Genomic DNA, 15,674 nt, shown 5'->3' on the forward strand with positions numbered 1-15,674 from the left:
AGGGTTTGGGGCGTCCAATCGGTGGTGACACATCGAGGAGGTCGCATCATGAAGCGGATCACGAGCAGGCAGGCCGGGTTCATCGCGAGCGGGTTGATGCTGACCCTCGTGCTCGGTGGTGGCGGGTACGCCTTGGCCGAGGAGCACGCGGCGCAGCAGGCGAAGGTCCCCGCCGTCGCGGGTCCGGGGACGTGGTGGGGCGGCCCGCCCGCCCGGCAGGAGCAGCCCACGCAGCCCGCCCTGCCGACGCAGGACACCCAGTCCACCCAGGTCAGCGAGCCCGCCACCGCCGCCGAAGAGCGCGGCGTCGTGCTCGTGGAGACCGTCCTCGGCTACGAGGGTGCGGAGGCCGCCGGCACCGGCGTCGTTCTCACGTCCAACGGCTACGTGCTCACCAACAACCACGTGGTCGAGGGTGCGACGCAGATCCGGGTCGTCGTCGCCGCGACCGGGGAGTCCTACACGGCGAGGGTGGTCGGCACCGACTCGACCGGCGACGTCGCCGTCCTCCGTCTCGAGGACGCGAGCGGCCTCCAGACGGCCACGATCGACAACGACGGCGGTGCCACCGTCGGCGACCAGGTCACCGCGGTCGGCAACGCCGGCGGCACGGGCACGCTCTCCGCGGCCGACGGCACCGTGGCGGCACTCGAGCAGTCCATCACCACGCAGAGCGAGGGCCCGGCCCAGGGCGAGACGCTCAGCGGGCTCATCGAGGTGAACGCCGACGTCGTGTCGGGCGACTCGGGCGGGCCGCTGCTCGACTCCGAGGGCGAGGTCGTCGGCATCGACACCGCGGCGTCGTCGGGCAGCGCGGACATCACGGGCTACGCCGTCCCGATCGACGACGCGCTCCGGATCGCGCACGCGATCATGGCCGGCACCGCCAGCGACACCGTGACCATCGGCTACCCGGCCTTCCTCGGCGTCCAGGTGGCGTCGCAGTACGACAGGCTCGGCGGGGCGGCGATCGCCGGCGTCATCGACGGCACGCCGGCCCAGCAGGCCGGGCTCACCGCGGGCAGCACCATCACCGCCGTCGACGGCACCGCGATCACGTCGGCCGACGGCCTGACGGCGGCGCTCGCGGGCCACCAGCCCGGTGACGCGATCACGCTGACCTGGACGGACGCCGTCGGGCAGCAGCACAGCGCGCGCGTCGTCCTTGCCGAGGGGCCGGCCGCCTGAGGCTCGCCGCGTCCGGGCGGCGCCGGCCGGGCCGGCGCCGCCCAGGCGCGCTAACGGAGCAGAGCGGCGACGCGCGGCGACGGGTCGACGCGCAGCTCCGCGCGCAGCCGCCGCCGGAACGAGTCGAACGTGCGGCGGGCCTCGACGACGCTGCCCTCGGCCATGTGCAGCGCGATGAGCAGCGCAGCGGGCTCCTCGCGCAGCGGGTCGAGCTCGGCCGCAGCCTCGGCCGCGGTGATCGCCCACGACGTCTCACCCAGCCGCGTCAGCTCGCGGGTCAGGTGCTCGAGCGCGTGCAGGCGCTGGCGCTGGAGGCGCCTGCGCTCCTGGTCGACCCAGTCGTCGAACTCGCCGAGCAGCAGCTCAGGCCCGACGATCGCATTGACGGCGTCGACGGCCCTGCGGACGGTGAGCCGGCCGCCCCCGCCGGAGAGGACGTCGTCGCAGTGCTGGCGGACGTCCCACACGTCCACGTCCAGGTCCGGGGCCAGGCTGAGCGAGCCCCGGCCGACGACGAAGCCCTCCGGCAGCACCTGCTTGAGGTTGCGCACCGACTGCCGGAGGCTGGCGCGCGCCCGCTCCTCCGGGGCGTCGGGCCACAGCGTCCCGGCGATGTACCCGCGGGGGCGCGAGCCCTGCAGCGCGAGGAGCGCGACCAGCAGGCGCTCACGCCGCAGGAGCGGTATGGGGGCCCCGCCGTTCGAGACCGTCACGTCGCCCAGCAGGGTCAGTCGATATTCAGCAAAGTCCGTGCCGCTCCCCGGAGCGGCATCGTCGACGGTCTCTGGCATAACTCGCACCCCGAGTAGTTCTTCCACCCCGTCGAGGGTCGGATCTCTCAACCCACATGAGGGACCGGCGCGGCGTTCGTGACACGGTGCAACCACCCCGAACCCAGAACGGCGTCACAACAAGGGAAGAACTGCCTGGCCACGGCGTCCCTGTGACGCGTAGATCACGCAAAGATCACGCGTACCTCACACCATGGTGACGCGGGGACGACGCTCACGTCACGCCGAGCGGCATACGTTCACCCCGTCCCGACATCCGGGAGAGGGGGTGACAAGCTATGAACGAGATCACGATCACCGAGTTGGAGGGCGAGTCGATGGAGCTCCTCCCTGACCGCGAGACGCTCTTCTTCAACCACAACTGGGCGACCGTCGTTGCGTCGAACTCTTCGTTGGCGCTCAACGCGGCATCGCTGTTCGCATCGGCAAACAGCACTGCGCTGCAGTACATCAGCGTCTCTCAGCACTGAGCCGACGCACCATGAACGCCCGGTGTCGTCGTTCCGCGGGGCCGCGCGGCACGCAGGGAGCCTCCCACCCCGAGGGCACGCGAGCCGTGCCAGCGGTCCGGCGGCACCGGGCCATGCAGGAAGCGAGCTGCCATGCACGACCTCATCTCGATCGACGAGCTCGGCGAGCAGTCAGTCGAGCTCCTTCCCGCACGCGAGACGTTGTACTTCGTCGGCCACTACTCACCGGTCTCGGTCAATGTCGCCCCGGTGGTCGCGGTCAACGTGAGTCTCGCCCTGAACGCCGCGACGATCGGGTCCTCGGCCGCGAGCAACATTCTTCAAGGCCTGAACCTCCACGTCGGGTAGCACCCGACTCGCCTGCCGCCGGCGCCGGGCCGATCTCCGGCGCCGGCGGCAGGTCTGGAGCAGACGATGAGCACGATCATCGGGGTGCCGGCTGGGCCGCGCTGGACGCGGTCCGCCGGGACGGCGCTGCTCGGGCGCGTCTCCGGGTCGGGCCTCAAGGCGCCCGCGTACCTCGTGCGCCGCTCCGACGGCCAGGTCGTCCAGGTGTCCGAGCTGGTGCACACGGTGCTCTCCCGTCTGGACCCGCGGCGCACGCCCGCCGAGGTCGCCGCCGCCGTGAGCAGCGCCTACGGCCGCACCCTCACCGCCGAGGGCCTCAACCTCCTCGTGACCGCGAAGCTGCGCCCGGTGGGCCTGGTCGACGACGCCGCCACCGCCGCGCCCGCGCCGCCGGTGCCCAGGTCGAAGCCGCTGCTGAGCCTCACGCTGCGCGGCACCCTCGTGCCGGCCCGCACCGTGCGCCGCATCGCACGCGTGCTCGCGCCCACGTTCCACCCCGCCGTCGTGGCGCTCGTCCTGACCGCGTGGCTGGCCGTCGTCGTCGCCGTCATCCTGCGCGACGAGGTCATCTCCGCCCTCGCCACCGTGCTCGAGACGCCGACCGCGCTGATCACCGTGTTCCTGCTGATGACGGCCTCCGAGCTCATCCACGAGCTCGGCCATGCCGCCGCGTGCACGTACTCGGGGGCCACCCCCGGACGCGTCGGCTTCGGCGTCTACGTGATCGCACCGGCGTTCTTCACCAACGTCACGGACTCCTACCGGCTCGACCGGACCGGGCGGCTGCGCACCGATCTCGGGGGCCTGTACTACACGGTGATCTGCATGCTCGCCGTCGGGATCGCGGTGCTCGTGACCCACGACCCGCTGCTGCTCGTCGTCCTGGCGCTCATGCACATCGAGGCGGCCCAGCAGCTGCTGCCCTTCGTGCGCCTCGACGGCTACTTCGTCCTCGCGGACCTCGCCGGCGTGCCCGACCTCTTCGGGCGCGTCGGCCCCGTCCTCCGCTCCGTGCTGCCCGGCCGCGCCGCGGACCCGCGCGTCGCCGACATGCTCCCGTGGTCCCGGCGAGCAGTCACGGCGTGGGTGCTCATCGTGGTGCCGCTGCTCACCGCGGGGGTCGTGTGGCTCGTCGTCAGCCTCCCGCAGCTCCTGCAGACCGTCACCACCGCAGTCGTCCACCAGTGGGCGCTCCTGCTCGCCGCCCTGGACTCCCATCAGTGGATCGGCGTGCTCATCGGGCTCGTCTCGCTCGCCCTGCTGGCCGTGCCCTTGGTCGGCTTGGCGGTGCTGGCGGCCCGCATGCTGCTGTCGGGGATCGCCCTCGTGCGCCGGCAGCTGAACCGCACCCGGCACGGGGGCCACGACCGCGACCGATCAAGGAGGCAGATCATGGACGCGATCACCACCCAGGGGGCCCACGCGGCACCCGAGAGGCCGGACGACGGCGGTGGGACGGGCACGCCCCGGACGCCCGCAGCCGTGGCCGACCCGTGGTTCACCCCCGAGCTCCCCAGCTGGTCCTCGGGCTTCGACCTGCTCGCCGCCCTCAGCAAGTCGGCGGCCGTGCTCGAGGGCGGCAGCTCGCCGCAGCCCACGACGCCGGGGCAGACCACTCCCGAGGACGCGCTGGAGGACGCGACGGAGCCCGAGGAGGACCCGGTCCCCGGCCCCGAGCCGACGCCGGAGCCCGTCCTTGCACCCGAGGAGCCGGCGGCCGGCCTTCCACCCGAGGAGCCGCAGCCCGTCGGTGGCCTGACCGCCGCGGATCTCACCGACGCCACCGTCTTCGGCGTGCCGAAGCGTGCCGCCGCGCGAGGCTGGCGCAGGGCCGTGCACACCGGCACCCACGGCGTCGTGACGCTTGGCCCGAGCAGGGCCGAGATCGTCCACGACGTGGTGCTCGACCGCGTCCGCACCCCCATCGAGGGGACGCGGCGCGTGCTCGTCATGAGCCGCAAGGGCGGCGTCGGCAAGACGTCGGTGACCGTCGGTCTCGGCGCCACGTTCGCCAGCCTGCGCGGCGACCGCGTGGTGGCCGTCGACGCCAACCCCGACGCCGGCAACCTCGCCCACCGCATCGCCGGCGACTGCGACCTGACGATCACCGACCTCCTCGCCGACGCCGACAGCATCGACAGCTTCTCCACGATGCGCCGGTACACCTCGCAGTGTCCCGAGTCCCGCCTCGAGGTGCTCGCGTCCAACGCCGACGCACGCATCACCCAGGCGCTCGACCGGGCCGCGTACGAGCGGGTCGTCGGCCTGCTCGACCACTTCTACAACCTCGTGCTGCTGGACACCGGCACCGGCATCCTCGACAGCGCGAACCAGGGCCTGCTCGCCGAGGCGGACGAGCTGGTGCTCGTGCTCCGGCCCGCGCTCGACGGCGCAAGGGCCGGCGCCCAGACGCTCGACTGGCTTGAGGAGCACGGCCACGGCGACCTCGTGGGTACCGCCGTCGTCGTCATCAACGGGGTCACCGACCCCACCGACTCGGCCGTCAACATCGTGCGCAACCACTTCGAGCAGAGGTGCGCGCACGTGGCGCTCATCCCGTGGGACAAGACGCTGCAGTCCGGCGGGCGCACCACGCTCGACGCCCTGCAGCCTCGCACGCGCGACGCGTTCGTCGAGGTCGCGGCAGCACTCGCAGACAGCTTTTCCGGACCGAAGGGCGGCGGACGATGAGCGGCAGAGTCAGCAAGACGGCGCGCGGCACCGCCGCGATCGTGGCGGCGGTGCTCGTCGTGGGGGCCTCATGGTTCCCGCACTCGCGCTGGTCCTGGGGCGCGCAGTCCGACGCCGACCTCGTCACCGCCGCGCACGCCGACGTCGGACGCACGGCCGTCGACGACACGGCGGCCCGCACGTTCACCGTGAGCAGGGGCGGCCACGCCCAGGCGACCGCGACGTCGTCCACGGTGTGCGACGGCTGCACGGGGCGGGCGGCGACCGTCGAGGTCGCCTACGTGCCCCGCGGCGGGGTGACGGCCGACAACGTCGCCGCTGCGTGGGCGACGGGGACGTCCGGCGAGGCGAGCGCCGTCTCGGTGCAGGTGGTGGTACAGCGGCCGGGCACGGACGTGATCGCGACCAACCGTGCGCTCGCGGTCGACACGGCGTGCGAGGGCTGCAAGACGGACGCCGTCGCCGTGCAGGTCGTGATCCTCACGAGGCTGGACCGGTCGGTGTCCGCGCGGACGCAGGGCATGCTGGAAGACCTCGCCGCGGTGCTCGGCACACCCGTGCCCCAGGGCCTGCGGCTGCACCCGTCGCACCACGGTCCGGACGCGCACCACGCGTCGGCGCCGGCGACCTCAGGCGACGGCGTGGCGGTCGGGACCCCGGCGGTGCTGGCGCTGCCGGACTCGTCGACCGAGGCGAGCGCGTCTACGGCGGCGGCCACGGGTACCAGCCCGGCGCAGCAGGCGATCGACGCCGTCGTGCAGCAGCTCACCGCGGAGTTCTCGACGGGGACGGTCAGCGTCGACGTCGACGTCCAGGAGAACTAGCCGGGGCGCAACCTCCTCCCTTTCGACGTCGCACCTGCTGGCGTTCTCACGGCGAGAACGCCAGCAGGTGCGACGTCGAAAGGGAGGGTTTTCTGTGGCCGGGGCTCAGCGCGCCTCGACGCGGAGCACCCGGACGCCGCCGGCCGGCAGGTCGAGGGTGTCGCCGAGCTTGTCGCCCGTGAGGAGGTCCACGACGGGTCCCGCGCCCGCCAGGCGCTCCCGCTGCGGCTCGTCGAGGGTGATCACGTCCTGCGTGTGGTTGATCGCGACGACGTACTCGGCGTCGGCGCCGGAGCGGACCACGACCTCGACGTCCTCGGGCAGCCCGGAGGGGACGACGCCCGCGTCGGCGTAGACGCGCTCCATCAGCGGGGCGAGCTCGTCGGCGTCGAGGCTCGTCGAGACGTACCAGCCGTGGCCCGCGCCGTGGGCGTGGCGCGTGATCGCCGGCTGACCCGCGGCCGGGCCGTCCGTGTAGGTGCCGACGACGTCGGCGCCGTCGACGACCAGGTCGTCGGCCCAGACGGTGCCCGTGACCTCGCGGGCCAGCCCGGTGACCGTGGTGGTCTCGTGCTCCCGCAGCGGGAGGAACTCCTCGACCCAGACGCCGAGCGCGTCACGCAGCGGAGCCATGAAGCCGCCCTCGTGGACGCGGTCGTCCTCGTCGACGATGCCGGAGAAGAACGAGACCAGCAGGGTGCCGCCGCCCTCGACGTACCGCGTGAGGTTCGCCGCGGCGTCGCGCGTGAGCAGGTACGACGCCGGGGCGACGACGAGCTTGTAGTGCGAGAGGTCCTGCGACGGCTGGGCGAGGTCGACGGTGACGCCGTCGCGCCAGAGGCGGTCGTAGAACGTCAGGATGCGCTCGGCGTACTGGGCGTCGACGCTGGGCCGCCACTCGAGGTCCTGGGCCCAGAACGACTCCTGGTCCCACAGCAGCGCGACGTCGGCCTGGGTGCGCGAGCCCCGGACCTCGGCGACGGCGCGCAGGTCCGCGCCGAGCTGCACGACCTCGCGCCACACCCGGCTGCGCGTCCCGGCGTGGGGAACCATCGCGGAGTGGAACTTCTCGGCGCCCGACCGGGAGGCGCGCCACTGGAAGAACATGATGGCGTCGGCGCCGCGGCCCAGGTGCGAGAACGCGTTCCGGGCCTCCTCGCCCGCGCGCTTCGCCACGTTGCGCGGCTGCCAGTTGACGGCCGACGTCGAGTGCTCCAGCAGCATCCACGGCTTGCCGCCGGCGACCGAGCGGGTCAGGTCCGCCGCGAGGGCGAGCCTGACGTGGGTGCGTGGGTCGGCGGCGGTGAGGTAGTGGTCGTTGGAGACGACGTCGACCTCGCGGGCCCACGCGAACAGGTCGGTGGTCGGGCAGATGACGGCCATGAAGTTGGTGGTCACGGGTCGCGACGAGTGGGCGCGGATGGCTTCGCGCTCGGCGACGAAGCACTCGCGCAGCATGGCGTCGGTGAACCGCGCGAAGTCGAGCCGCTGGGCCGGGTTGACCACGGACGGGGACGCCGCCGGCAGCCCGACCTGGTCCCACTCGCCGTACACCTGACCCCAGAACCGGGTGCCCCACGCCGCGTTGAGGCCGTCCAGAGAGCCGTGGCGCTCCCGGAGCCACGTGCGCCACGAGCGCTGCGCGTGCACCGAGAAGTCCTCGCCGACGGGAGCGCCGTACTCGTTGTGCACGTGCCACATCACCACCGCCGGGTGGTCTCCGTAGCGCTCGGCGAGCTTGCTCGCGATCCGCACGGCGGCGGCGCGGTACTCCGGCGACGTCGGCGCGGCCATGCCGCGCGACCCGGGGCCGAGCACCGTGCCGTCCCGTGTGACGACGCGGGAGTCGGGGTAGCGCGCGAAGAACCACGCGGGCGGGGCCGCCGTGGGCGTGGCGAGGTCCACGCGGATGCCGTTCGCGTGCAGCAGCTCGATGACGCGGTCGAGCCAGCCGAAGTCGTACTCGCCCTCGCGCGGCTCGAGCATCGCCCAGGAGAAGATCCCGACGCTGACCAGGTTGACGCCAGCCTCGCGCATCAGGGCGACGTCCTCGTGCCAGACGTCCTCGGGCCACTGCTCGGGGTTGTAGTCGCCGCCGTAGCAGAGGCCGTCGACGTCGGGGAAGGCAGGGGTGGCTCGGCCGCCGTCGGCCGGGCTGGGCGTGCTCATCGCGCTCCTGAGGCTGTGCACGGTCACAGAGGCGTGCGGCATCAGCGCCGCCCGCGGAGCCCAGGGAACACCATGCCGGTGACGTCACGCAATTCGCGCGCAGCCGAGCAAGGCCGAGGAGCGGCGCCGTCCGCATCCGTTACGCGATCGTGACGCCTGCCGACTTGCGGCCACGCTGGAGGCGCCCATTACTGTGAGCGCGCACAGTCGCCGTGCCGTGCCGCACCGATGTGCGGCACCGCCAGGAGCACGGCCAGCGGAAGGAAAGCAACGATGCTTCGGAAGATCTTCGCGGGCGGCATGGTCGCCGCCCTGGCGGTCGCGCTCACCGCGTGCGCGACGCAGAACCCCACCGTCGAGGACGTCAAGGCGAACGCGAGCGCCAGCTCGGACGCGCTCGACACCAAGACGCCGATCGAGCTCAAGGTGTGGGAGTCCCTGCTCGGGCCGGACGACTTCATCAAGCAGGCCGGCGAGAAGTTCACCGAGAAGTACCCCAACATCACGATCAAGTTCGTGAACGTCGAGGTCGGCGACGCCTCCAAGCAGATCGCGCTCGACGGCCCGGCCGGCAAGGGCCCGGACGTCTTCGCGGCCCCGCACGACACGCTGGGCGACCTGGTCTCGGGCGGCCACGTGCTGCCGACGGAGGACGTCGACGGTGTGAAGAAGAACGTCGTGGAGTCCGCGGTCGCCGCCGACACGTGGACCGACGGCAAGATGTACGGCTACCCGGTCGACGCCGACACGTACGCGATGTACTACAACAAGGACCTCGTCCAGGAGGCCCCGAAGTCGTACGACGACCTCGTCAGCTTCGCCACGGACTTCAACTCGAAGAACCCGGGCAAGTACGGCTTCGTCATGGACGTCGGCAACTTCTACTACACGAGCGCGTTCATGACGGGCGGCGACAACCGCCTGTTCGGCGCGCAGGGTCTGGACGAGACCGCGCCGAACATCGACTCCGATGCCGCGGTCCAGGGCTACACGAGCTTCCAGAAGATCCACGACATCCTGCCCGTCAAGGCCGCGGACATGAACACGGCCACCGCGGACAGCCTCTTCGCCGCGGGCAAGGCGGCCATCGAGGTGAGCGGTCCGTGGAACGTCAAGCAGTTCACGGACAAGGGCGTGAACTTCGGCGTGGCGCCGATGTTCTCGCTGCCCGGTGAGTCGTCGCCCGCCACGAGCTTCACCGGCGTGCGCACCATGTTCGTCTCGGCGTACTCGGAGCACCCGAAGGAGGCCGCGGCCTTCGCCGAGTTCCTGACGACCCCGGAGATGCAGCAGCTGCGCGCCGACATCTGCGGCACCCTGGGCGTGTCCTCGAGCCAGCTGATCTACAAGAACGACGTCATCGCCGGCTTCAGCGAGCAGATGAAGACCACGTTCGCGATGCCGAAGATCGCCCGCATGGCGAAGGTGTGGGACGCGCTCAACGCCGCTTCCGCCAACATCTGGGACGGCAAGGACGTCAAGACCGAGCTGGGCAACGCGCAGAAGGCCGTGCTCGCCAACTGATGCACCAACGGCGGCGGCCGGCCCTGTCAGGGTCGGCCGCCGCCACCGCACGACCTCGACGAGGAGGACGCCCGTGACGACGGCAGAAACGGCACCGACCCTGGTGCCCACGACGGACCCGACCCGCAGCGGCGACGACGCCGCGCCCCCCGACCCACGACGCGTGCGCAGGCTGAGCCTTGCCTTCATGGGCCTGGCTCACCTCACGGTGCTGCGCCAGCGAGGCAAGGGTGCGGCCTTCGCGGCGATCGAGGTCCTGTTCCTCGCGCTGCTGCCCCTGACGCTCGGCAAGCTCATCGACCTCGTCACGCTGGGGACCCCCGCGCCTGAGCTGCCCGTGATGTACCGCCCCAACTCGCTGTTCATGCTGATCGACGGCGTCATCGTGCTCGCGGCCTTCGCGCTCTTCGGCGCCGTGTACTACGTCTCGGTGCGCTCGGCGCGCAGCGCGCTGGCGGACATCGAGGCGGGTGGGTTCGCCTGGGCGAACCGCAATCGCAACCCGGTGCATGAGCTGGCGAACCGCGCGTTCCCGATCGCGGGTCTGGCGCCGACGTTCCTGCTCGTCCTCTTCTTCGTCGTCGTGCCGCTCGTGTTCGCGGCGCTGGTCGCGTTCACGAACTACTCGGCACCGTCGAACATCCCGCCGGGAGCGACCATCGACTGGGTCGGTCTCGCCAACTTCAAGACGTTGTTCGGCGGCGACGCCCTGTGGACGGGTGCGCTCGTGCGCGTTCTCCTGTGGACGATCGTCTGGGCGCTGCTCGCGACCGTGACCTGCTACGCCGGCGGTCTGTTCATGGCGGTGATCCTGCAGAACTCGCGCCTGCGGATCACGCCCCTCTTCCGCGCGCTGTTCATCCTGCCGTACGCGATCCCCGGCGTGGTCTCCCTGCTGGTGTGGCGCAACCTCCTCAACGGGGCGTTCGGCACCGTCAACCGCACGCTGCAGGCGCTGGGCCTGATCGACCACGCGATCCCGTGGCTGAGCGACCCGTGGCTGGCGAAGTTCACCGTCGTCGTCATCAACCTGTGGTGCGGGTTCCCGTACTTCATGCTGCTGGCGACGGGCACGATGACGTCGATCTCGCAGGACATCGTCGAGGCGGCCCGCATCGACGGGGCCAATGCCTGGCAGGTGTTCCGCCGCATCCAGGGGCCGATCATCCTCTACCAGACGATGCCGCTGATCATCATGAGCTTCGCGGCGAACATCAATAACTTCGGTGCGGTCTTCTTCCTCACCGGAGGCGGCCCGGCCGTCTCCGACACCGTGACGACAGGCGCGGGCGGGACGGACATCATGGTGTCCTGGATCTACAAGCTCACCGTCAACCTGCTGCAGTACCAGAACGCGTCCGTGCTCGCGATCATGATCTTCCTGATCATCGCCCCCTTCGCGATCTACAACTTCCGCCGGACGAAGTCCTTCCAGGAGGGTGAGCTGTGACGATGCAGCGTGCCGTGAACGAGCGGCGACAGTCCACGATGCGCTTGGTCAACACCGTGGTGCTCGTCACCATCCTGACGATCGTCGCGTTGATCGTCCTGTGGCCGGTGGTCCACATGGTTGCCGCGGCGTTCACGCCCGGGCAGTCGATCGCGAACATGCCGGTGATCCCGTTCAGCGAGGGGTTCACCACCGAGCACTTCCAGTTCGTGTTCACGCAGACGGACTACCCGCGCTGGTTCCTCAACACGTTCATCATCGCGACGGCCACCACTCTCGGTGTGCTCGTGTTCGCGTCGATGGGCGCCTATGTGTTCAGCCGGTTCAACTTCCTGTTCAAGAAGTCGTTCCTCATGGCTCTGCTCGTGCTGAACGTCTTCCCGTCGATCGTCGGAATGGTCGCGATCTACGTCGTGCTGCTTCGCATCGGCGGGCTGGACACGCTGTGGGGCCTGGTGCTGGTCTACCTCGCCGGCATCCTGCCGTACACGACGTGGATGGTGAAGTCCTACATGGACACCGTGCCGCGCTCGCTCGACGAGGCGGCCCGACTCGACGGTGCCTCGAGCTTCCGGATCTACCGGCAGATCATCCTGCCGGTCGCGCGGCCGATCCTCGTGTTCCTGGCGGTCACGAGCTTCACCCTGCCGTGGATGGACTTCGTCTTCCCCAAGCTGGTGCTGCGCTCCCCGGAGAAGCAGACGATCGCGCTCGGGCTGTTCAGCTTCGTGACCGACAAGAACAACTTCTTCACCACCTTCGCGGCGGGGGCTCTGCTGGTTGCGGTGCCCTTCATCATCTTCTTCATCGCGACCCAGAAGATGCTCGTCGCGTCCCTCGCGGGGGCTGCGGTCAAGGGATGATGTCGGCGTGACCGATCCAGCCCGGAAGCGGCCTACGATCCGGGACGTCGCGGACGTCGCAGGCGTCTCGCGGGGCACGGTCTCGCGCGTCATCAACGGCGGGCACTGGGTGTCGCCGGACGCGCGTGTCGCCGTCGAGACCGCGATCGCGACCATCGGCTACCGGGCGAACCCGCACGCGCGGTCGCTCGTCACGGGCCGCTCGAACTCGATCGCGTTCCTCCTCACGGAGCCGCAGCACCTCCTGTTCGAAGACCCGAACTTCTCCCTGCTGCTGCGCGGCGCCACGCAGGCGGCCGCGCAGCGGGAGCTGCCGATGGTCCTGCTCGTCGCAGGCACGTCGGAGGAGCGCCGGCGCGTGGTCCAGTACGTCACCGCCGGGCACGTCGACGGCGTGCTGCTCATCAGCTCGCACCGGGGCAGCCCGATCGTCGGGGACCTGCTACGCAGCGAGATCCCCATGGTCGCGTGCGGCATCCCGCTCGGGTTCGAGAGCAAGGTGAGCTGCGTCGCGGCGGACGACCGCGCCGGTGGGGTCGAGATGACCCGGTACCTGATGAGCACGGGCCGGCGGCGCATCGCGACGATCACGGGCCCCATGGACACTCCGGGCGGGGTGCTGCGGCTCGAGGGGTACCGCGAGGCGCTCGGCGACGCGTTCGATGCCGACCTCGTCGCCCACGGCGACTACACCCGCCACTCCGGCCGCGCCGCCATGGCCGAGCTGCTCGAGCGCCGCCCCGACCTCGACGCCGTGTTCGTGCAGAACGACCTCATGGCATCCGGGGCACTCGAGGTGCTCGCGGCCGCGGGCCGCCGCGTGCCGGGCGACGTCGCCGTCGCCGGGTTCGACGACTCGGGTCCGGCGGCGGAGGCGAGCCCCAGGCTGACCACGATGCGGCAGCCGTACGAGCGCATCAGCTCCGAGATGGTGCGGCTGCTGCTCGAGGCCGTGGACGGCCAGCCGCCCACGACCGTGACGCTCCCGACGACGCTCGTGGTCCGCGAGAGCGCCTGACGGCCCGACGCCATTCGACGGCTGTCCGACCACGCGCGCCGGCCGTGGACAGACGAAGGGGCGGGACCCGCGCGTCGTCGGCCCGCCCCTCTTCGCCTCCCGGTGATTCAGCAGACCGAGCCGCCGGGACTACCCCACAAGCCCCCGCGGGAGCTGCGCGTGACCGGCGTCGGGCGTCGCGACCCCCTCGAGCGCCTTGGTGAGGAGCGCCGTCGCGCGCGCGACCTGGCTCGCCGTCGGCGCCTCGGCGCCGAGCACGATGCGGCCGATGCCGACCGCCTGGTCGAGCAAAGCGAGCGATGCCGCCGGCGCGGTCGTCCGGTCGACGGCCGCCGCGGCGTCGAGCGCGGCGAGCAGCGGCGACGTGTCCGCACCCGCCGCGGCCACGGGCCGCAGCGCGACGTCGTCGATGGTGCCCCACGCACCCGCCGGCAGGTGGCCCGAGATCGTCACCGTCACCGAGTCCTTCGGCGTGACCTGCACGGACCCGGTCACCGGGTGCGACCAGGCGAGCCAGCCGTCCATCGCGAACGATGCCGACGCCGTCGCGCCCCGGCTGGTCGAGACCTGGATGGTCACACCGGTCGACGCGTCCTCGCCGTCGCCCTGGAGCCAGCCCGTCGCCTCGTACTTGCCGGCCGGCAGGCCGGTCACGGTCTGCGACATCGTGAAGTCGTACGGCGAGCCGAGCCAGAAGTGGGCCGAGTGGGTGCCCGAGTGCGGGTCGTCCCAGGCGCCCAGGCCCAGAGCCGATCCGGTCGCCTTCCAGGCGCTGAGGTCGGAGCTCTCGAAACCCGGGTTGGCCAGCAGGTTCGGCCGCTCGACGACGACGGTCGCCGTCGTCGTCGTGCCGTCGGCGAGCGCGCCGGGCACCGTGTAGGTGCCGGGGCCGGCGATCCACGCGGCGGCGTCGGACCAGGTGACGGGAGCCGCCTCGGAGGTGCCGTCCGAGTAGCCCACCGAGACCGTCGCGGGCAGCGTCACGGGGGTGGACGTCGTGGTGACCTTCGGGTGCTCGACGCTCGTGACGGTCCGCGGCGCGACCGCGCCCGTCCGGACGTACTTGAACACGTCGAGGGACTCGAGCGGGTTCCCCTGGAAGTCGAACAGCGCCTGGTTGTCGACGGCGGACCCGCCGTACCACTGCCCGGCGTCGTTCGGGTCGTACTCGCCGGCGTAGCTGGTGGCCCAGCCGGAGCCGTCCCGCTCCCACAGGACCTTGTTCTGCGCGATCTGGTCCGGCGGGCCGACGGGGAGCCACGCCGGCTCCCAGTAGAAGACGCCGATGCCGCCGGCGTCGGCGACGGCCTGCATGACGTCGTGGACCTCGATGGCCTGCCCCTGCACGCTGATCGGGTACGCCGTCGCCTCGGAGGCCTGGTCGATCGTGTTCGTGTGGCCGTCGCCGTCCTCGAGGGTGTACGCCCACGACGTCTCCGCGACCATGACCTGCTTGCCGTAGGTGTCGTGGACCCGCTGGAGCACCGACGTGAGGTTGCCGAGGCTGCCGTGCCAGTAGGGGTAGTAGGACGACGCGAAGACGTCGTAGTCGACCCCGTACTGGGCGAGCTGGGCGGCGTAGCCGGCGTACCGGCCGGCGGACTCGGGGTTGGTGAAGTGGAGGGCGACCAGCGCGCCGGGGTCGACCTCGCGCACCGCGCGCGAGCCCGCGGAGAAGACCGCAGCCATGCCGGGCCAGCCGGTGACACCCGCGATTCCGTTGTTGGTCTCGTTGCCCACCTGCACCATCCGGACGTGGACGCCGGCGTCCTTGAGCTGCGTGAGCGCGTCGGCGGTGAAGTCGTGGACGGCGCCTGCCTTCTGGTCGACGGTGTAGCCCGCCCACGCCTTGGGCGCCTGCTGCTTGCCCGGGTCGGCCCAGAAGTCCGAGTAGTGGAAGTCGACGAGCAGCCGCAGGCCGGCGGCCGTGGCGCGCCTACCGATCTCGACGGCGTGCGCGACGTCGTCGTTCCCGCCGCCGTAGCCGTGACCGGCAGCGTCGAACGGGTCGTTCCACACGCGGACCCGCACGTCGGTCACGCCGGCGTCGGCCAGCACCTCGAAGAGGTCGGCTGGCTTGCCGGTGGTGTCCCGGAAGACGACGCCAGAATGCTCGAGCGCGAGCACCGACGAGACGTCGACGCCCTCGATGAAGTCCGACGGCATGTTCTCGATCTTCGGCACCGTGATGCCGGCTGGGACCGGCCCGGTGTCGTCGGCGACCGCGGGGACGGCGGGCGCGAGGGCTGCGAGGGCGATCACCGCCGCTCCTGCTGCGGCGGTTCGTGAGGCGCGAGGGCGCATCGGATCTCCGATCATCGTCGAACGGGCTGTGATC

Annotated in this window: 12 protein-coding genes; 9 read left to right on the plus strand and 3 right to left on the minus strand. The window is 71.4% G+C overall.

Annotated elements, in window-relative coordinates; all coding sequences use genetic code 11:
* Window positions 1-48 precede the first annotated feature (48 nt).
* Complete coding sequence (locus tag ACO4JP_RS04115) at window positions 49-1,188, plus strand: S1C family serine protease (RefSeq protein ID WP_425956116.1); 1,140 nt, start codon at window positions 49-51, stop codon at window positions 1,186-1,188.
* Between the two features lie 50 nt (window positions 1,189-1,238).
* Here ACO4JP_RS04115 and ACO4JP_RS04120 read toward each other — a convergent pair whose 3' ends face one another.
* Window positions 1,239-1,979: an AfsR/SARP family transcriptional regulator gene (locus ACO4JP_RS04120; protein WP_425956117.1), complete on the minus strand. Its 741-nt coding sequence runs from the start codon at window positions 1,977-1,979 to the stop codon at window positions 1,239-1,241.
* Window positions 1,980-2,257: 278 nt separating this feature from the next.
* Here ACO4JP_RS04120 and ACO4JP_RS04125 point away from each other — a divergent pair, with 278 nt between their 5' ends.
* The 4 genes from ACO4JP_RS04125 to ACO4JP_RS04140 all read left to right on the plus strand — a co-directional run bounded on the left by ACO4JP_RS04125 (window position 2,258) and on the right by ACO4JP_RS04140 (window position 6,312).
* Complete coding sequence (locus ACO4JP_RS04125; protein WP_425956118.1) at window positions 2,258-2,449, plus strand: hypothetical protein; 192 nt, start codon at window positions 2,258-2,260, stop codon at window positions 2,447-2,449.
* A 132-nt stretch (window positions 2,450-2,581) separates the two neighbouring features.
* The gene (locus ACO4JP_RS04130; RefSeq protein ID WP_425956119.1) at window positions 2,582-2,797 is read left to right on the plus strand and encodes a hypothetical protein; all 216 of its coding nucleotides are present in this window, start codon (window positions 2,582-2,584) and stop codon (window positions 2,795-2,797) included.
* A gap of 66 nt (window positions 2,798-2,863) precedes the next feature.
* Window positions 2,864-5,488: an AAA family ATPase gene (locus tag ACO4JP_RS04135; RefSeq protein ID WP_425956120.1), complete on the plus strand. Its 2,625-nt coding sequence runs from the start codon at window positions 2,864-2,866 to the stop codon at window positions 5,486-5,488.
* Window positions 5,485-6,312: a hypothetical protein gene (locus ACO4JP_RS04140; protein WP_425956121.1), complete on the plus strand. Its 828-nt coding sequence runs from the start codon at window positions 5,485-5,487 to the stop codon at window positions 6,310-6,312. Before ACO4JP_RS04135 ends, ACO4JP_RS04140 begins: the two co-directional genes overlap by 4 nt.
* A 105-nt stretch (window positions 6,313-6,417) precedes the next feature.
* Here the strand turns inward: ACO4JP_RS04140 and ACO4JP_RS04145 are convergent, their stop codons facing one another.
* A complete protein-coding gene (locus tag ACO4JP_RS04145) occupies window positions 6,418-8,481 on the minus strand; it encodes a beta-galactosidase (protein ID WP_425956122.1) in 2,064 nt (687 codons plus the stop codon).
* Window positions 8,482-8,754: 273 nt separating this feature from the next.
* Between ACO4JP_RS04145 and ACO4JP_RS04150 the strand changes: the two genes are divergently transcribed.
* From ACO4JP_RS04150 to ACO4JP_RS04165, 4 genes are all read left to right on the plus strand, one after another.
* Window positions 8,755-10,005 carry a maltose ABC transporter substrate-binding protein gene (locus ACO4JP_RS04150; protein WP_425956123.1) on the plus strand — a complete coding sequence of 417 codons (1,251 nt, stop codon included), beginning with the start codon at window positions 8,755-8,757 and terminating at the stop codon, window positions 10,003-10,005.
* 73 nt (window positions 10,006-10,078) lie between these two features.
* Window positions 10,079-11,455: a carbohydrate ABC transporter permease gene (locus ACO4JP_RS04155; protein ID WP_425956124.1), complete on the plus strand. Its 1,377-nt coding sequence runs from the start codon at window positions 10,079-10,081 to the stop codon at window positions 11,453-11,455.
* A 2-nt stretch (window positions 11,456-11,457) separates the two neighbouring features.
* Window positions 11,458-12,318 carry a sugar ABC transporter permease gene (locus ACO4JP_RS04160; RefSeq protein ID WP_425957050.1) on the plus strand — a complete coding sequence of 287 codons (861 nt, stop codon included), beginning with the start codon at window positions 11,458-11,460 and terminating at the stop codon, window positions 12,316-12,318.
* 7 nt (window positions 12,319-12,325) lie between these two features.
* Complete coding sequence (locus ACO4JP_RS04165; protein WP_425956125.1) at window positions 12,326-13,336, plus strand: LacI family DNA-binding transcriptional regulator; 1,011 nt, start codon at window positions 12,326-12,328, stop codon at window positions 13,334-13,336.
* A 129-nt stretch (window positions 13,337-13,465) separates the two neighbouring features.
* Here the strand turns inward: ACO4JP_RS04165 and ACO4JP_RS04170 are convergent, their stop codons facing one another.
* Window positions 13,466-15,598, minus strand: coding sequence for a glycosyl hydrolase 53 family protein (locus ACO4JP_RS04170; RefSeq protein ID WP_425956126.1), 2,133 nt, complete (start codon window positions 15,596-15,598; stop codon window positions 13,466-13,468).
* Window positions 15,599-15,674 lie beyond the last annotated feature (76 nt).

This window comes from Xylanimonas sp. McL0601 (genome assembly GCF_049852175.1).
GTDB lineage: Bacteria > Actinomycetota > Actinomycetes > Actinomycetales > Cellulomonadaceae > Xylanimonas.

Excerpts from the sequence above, each read along its gene's own strand:
- ACO4JP_RS04115 (WP_425956116.1), top strand. The coding sequence starts at position 49 with ATGAAGCGGATCACGAGCAGGCAGGCCGGGTTCATCGCGAGCGGGTTG.
- ACO4JP_RS04120 (WP_425956117.1), bottom strand. The coding sequence starts at position 1,979 with ATGCCAGAGACCGTCGACGATGCCGCTCCGGGGAGCGGCACGGACTTT.
- ACO4JP_RS04125 (WP_425956118.1), top strand. The coding sequence starts at position 2,258 with ATGAACGAGATCACGATCACCGAGTTGGAGGGCGAGTCGATGGAGCTC.
- ACO4JP_RS04130 (WP_425956119.1), top strand. The coding sequence starts at position 2,582 with ATGCACGACCTCATCTCGATCGACGAGCTCGGCGAGCAGTCAGTCGAG.
- ACO4JP_RS04135 (WP_425956120.1), top strand. The coding sequence starts at position 2,864 with ATGAGCACGATCATCGGGGTGCCGGCTGGGCCGCGCTGGACGCGGTCC.
- ACO4JP_RS04140 (WP_425956121.1), top strand. The coding sequence starts at position 5,485 with ATGAGCGGCAGAGTCAGCAAGACGGCGCGCGGCACCGCCGCGATCGTG.
- ACO4JP_RS04145 (WP_425956122.1), bottom strand. The coding sequence starts at position 8,481 with ATGAGCACGCCCAGCCCGGCCGACGGCGGCCGAGCCACCCCTGCCTTC.
- ACO4JP_RS04150 (WP_425956123.1), top strand. The coding sequence starts at position 8,755 with ATGCTTCGGAAGATCTTCGCGGGCGGCATGGTCGCCGCCCTGGCGGTC.
- ACO4JP_RS04160 (WP_425957050.1), top strand. The coding sequence starts at position 11,458 with ATGCAGCGTGCCGTGAACGAGCGGCGACAGTCCACGATGCGCTTGGTC.